The sequence below is a fragment of the uncultured Agitococcus sp. genome (genome assembly GCF_937920075.1).
Taxonomy (GTDB): domain Bacteria; phylum Pseudomonadota; class Gammaproteobacteria; order Pseudomonadales; family Moraxellaceae; genus Agitococcus.
Map to the genome: position 1 here is coordinate 1 of NZ_CALETI010000459.1, position 3,253 is coordinate 3,253.

At 41.8% G+C, this 3,253-nt stretch carries 2 protein-coding genes and 1 pseudogene; all 3 read left to right on the forward strand.

The window, feature by feature from the left end; genetic code table 11:
* A partial coding sequence (purF, locus tag Q0212_RS15585; RefSeq protein ID WP_297927208.1) for an amidophosphoribosyltransferase occupies positions 1-1,454 on the forward strand: 1,454 nt, incomplete at its 5' end.
* A 6-nt stretch (positions 1,455-1,460) separates the two neighbouring features.
* Positions 1,461-2,648 carry an O-succinylhomoserine sulfhydrylase gene (locus Q0212_RS15590; protein WP_297927210.1) on the forward strand — a complete coding sequence of 396 codons (1,188 nt, stop codon included), beginning with the start codon at positions 1,461-1,463 and terminating at the stop codon, positions 2,646-2,648.
* A 167-nt stretch (positions 2,649-2,815) separates the two neighbouring features.
* Positions 2,816-3,235 (forward strand): annotated as a pseudogene (locus tag Q0212_RS15595) (AAA family ATPase); the annotation flags it as partial.
* Between the last annotated feature and the right edge of the window lie 18 nt (positions 3,236-3,253).

Genomic DNA, 3,253 nt, shown 5'->3' on the forward strand with positions numbered 1-3,253 from the left:
ACGCACTGACGATGCTTCAACATCGTGGCCAAGATGCAGCAGGGATTGTCACCGCTCAAGAGGGGCGTTTATTTTTGCGTAAAGATAACGGCATGGTACGTGATGTGTTTCACACACGTCACATGTTACGTTTAGTGGGTAACTTTGGTATTGGTCATGTGCGTTACCCAACCGCAGGCTCTTCAAGCTCTGCCGAAGCCCAACCGTTTTATGTCAACTCTCCTTATGGGATTACTTTGGCGCATAATGGTAATTTAACCAATGCCCATGAAATCAGTAACGATTTATTCCGTACCGATTTACGTCATATCAATACCGATTCTGACTCAGAAGTATTGTTAAATGTGTTTGCTCATGAATTACAAGAATTGGGTAAATTACAACCGAGTGAAGAAGATGTATTTGCCGCTGTTTCTGCTGTACATAAGCGTTGTCGTGGTGCTTATGCGGTAGTAGCAATGATTACAGGTTATGGCTTATTAGGCTTTAGAGACCCGCATGGTATTCGTCCTATTGTGTACGGCGAACGTCAAACCGCTCAGGGCAAAGAATATATTATTGCCTCCGAATCTGTTGCCATCACTTCTTTAGGTTATACCGTGGTGCGTGATTTAGCACCCGGTGAAGCTATTTTCATTAACAATGAAGGTCAATTATTTAGCCGTCAATGTGCTGAAAATCCAAAATACACCCCTTGTATTTTTGAGTATGTGTATTTTGCTCGTCCAGACTCCAAAATGGACAATATCTCCGTTTATAAATCACGTTTACGCATGGGTGAAAAATTAGCCGCCAAAATTAAACGTGAATGGGGCGAAGATCATGGCATTGACGTGGTGATTCCTATTCCAGACACCAGTCGTACTGCCGCTTTAGAATTGGCTAATAACTTAAATGTCAAGTACCGTGAAGGGTTTATGAAAAACCGTTATATCGGTCGTACCTTTATTATGCCTGGTCAAAGTCAACGCAAAAAATCAGTTCGTCAAAAGCTCAGTCCTGTTGAATTAGAATTTAAAGGTAAAAATGTGCTATTAGTCGATGACTCCATCGTTCGTGGTACAACCTGTAAAGAAATTATTCAAATGGCGCGTGATGTCGGTGCGCGTAAGGTATTTTTTGCTTCAGCAGCCCCCGCAGTACGTTATCCCAATGTCTATGGTATTGATATGCCGGCCAAAAGTGAGTTGATTGCTCATGGTCATACCGAACAAGAAGTGTGTGATTTAATTGGTGCTGATGGTTTGATTTACCAAGATTTAGATGACTTAATTGCCTCTGCAACAGAGGGTAATCCAAAAATTACCGAGTTTGATTGCTCGGTATTTAATGGTCAATATGTGACAGGTGATATTGATGATGCGTATTTAGAGCGTTTAGAGAAATCACGTAATGACGGTGCTAAACGTAAAGTCGAAAATGTCACTATCGATTTACCTAACGTACAAGGATAATACATCATGTCGCCAGAACTTTTTGCCGAGCTTGAATTTGATACCTTAGCCGTTCGCGCAGGGGTAGCACGCACTAATGAAGGTGAGCACAGTGAGGCGATGTTTTTAACATCATCATTTGCCTTTGACAGTGCAGCTCAAGCGGCGGCTCGTTTTGGTGGTACAGAAGCAGGTAATATTTATTCACGGTTTACCAACCCAACCGTGCGGATGTTTGAACAACGTTTAGCCGCCCTTGAGGGTGGTGAGCGTGCAGTAGCGACCAGCTCAGGCATGGCCGCTATTTTGGCAACCATGCTGGCATTTTTGTCGACAGGCGATCATGTGGTTTGTTCGCGTGCGGTATTTGGTACAACCAACGTATTGTTTGAAAAATATTTTAAAAAATTTGGTGTAGAAACCACATTTGTTAATTTGACAGATATTGCAGAATGGCAAGCTGCGATTAAAACAAACACCAAATTATTTTTCTTAGAAACGCCCAGTAATCCCATTTGTGAAGTCGCTGATATTCCTGCCTTAGCCGCTTTGGCGCATCAACACGGTATTTTATTAGCGGTTGATAATTGCTTTTGCACACCCGCTTTACAAAAGCCTTTGGCTTTAGGTGCGGACTTAATCATTCATTCAGCAACTAAATATTTGGATGGTCAAGGTCGGGCATTAGGTGGTGCAGTAGTTGGCAGCCATAAACTTTTAGAAGAGATTTATGGCGTGGTTCGTACTTGTGGCCCATCAATGAGTCCATTTAATGCGTGGGTATTTTTAAAAGGCTTAGAAACCTTACGTTTAAGAATGGAAGCACACTCAGCCAATGCCTTGGCTTTAGCAACGTGGTTGGCACAACAGCCCAAAGTTAAACAAGTCAATTATGCTGGTTTACCTACCCATCCACAGCATCAATTAGCGGCACAACAACAGCGTGCTTTTGGTGGTGTATTATCGTTTGTTGTCGAAGGTGAGCGTGAAGGAGCGTGGCGTTTTATTGATGGCACAAAAATTATGTCCATTACTGCTAATTTGGGCGATGCCAAAACCACCATTACCCATCCTGCGTCAACCACACATGGCCGTTTGAGTGCAGAAGCCAAAGCTGCTGCGTATATTAGCGAAGGTTTAATTCGTATTGCAGTTGGTTTAGAGGATATTGATGATCTGAAAGCTGATTGTGAACGTGGTTTTGCTAATATGTAAGCTTCAAGACTTAGCCACTGAGCGGCTAAGTCTTAAACAAATAAAACAAAATCATAACAAAACCACAGTTTGCCTGATTCCATCTGTATAGGCTGAGTGTTATGTTTAAGGTCTAAAACTTAGGACTTAGAACAATGACATCAGCCGTACAACCCATTCTTAATTCTTTAAATGCTGTTATTTTAGGTAAAAATACTCAAATAAAATTGGCATTGGCTTGTTTATTAGCAAAAGGCCATTTGCTCATTGAAGATTTACCGGGTATGGGAAAAACTACCCTAGCAGAAGCCTTGGCGCGAACATTGGGTTTACGTTATCAACGTCTGCAATTTACCAGTGATATGTTGCCAGCCGATATTATTGGTGTTTCTATCTTTAATCCTGTCGAACAACAAAGAAAGGTCTTTGGAATTAAAGGATTTGAAGCGGCCCTGCTGAAGGTTGGTTTTGTTGTCTTTGCCTTGTTCGAGGTTAAAATTAAATACAAAAGGAGCCTGTTTAATATACCAGCCGCCTATCTGACCGAAACGCATGTCGCTAAAAACAACGTGGTTCTCTTCTTTGTGCAGGCAGTAATAGTCTTTTGAGAAGCGTTTGAGGTAAGC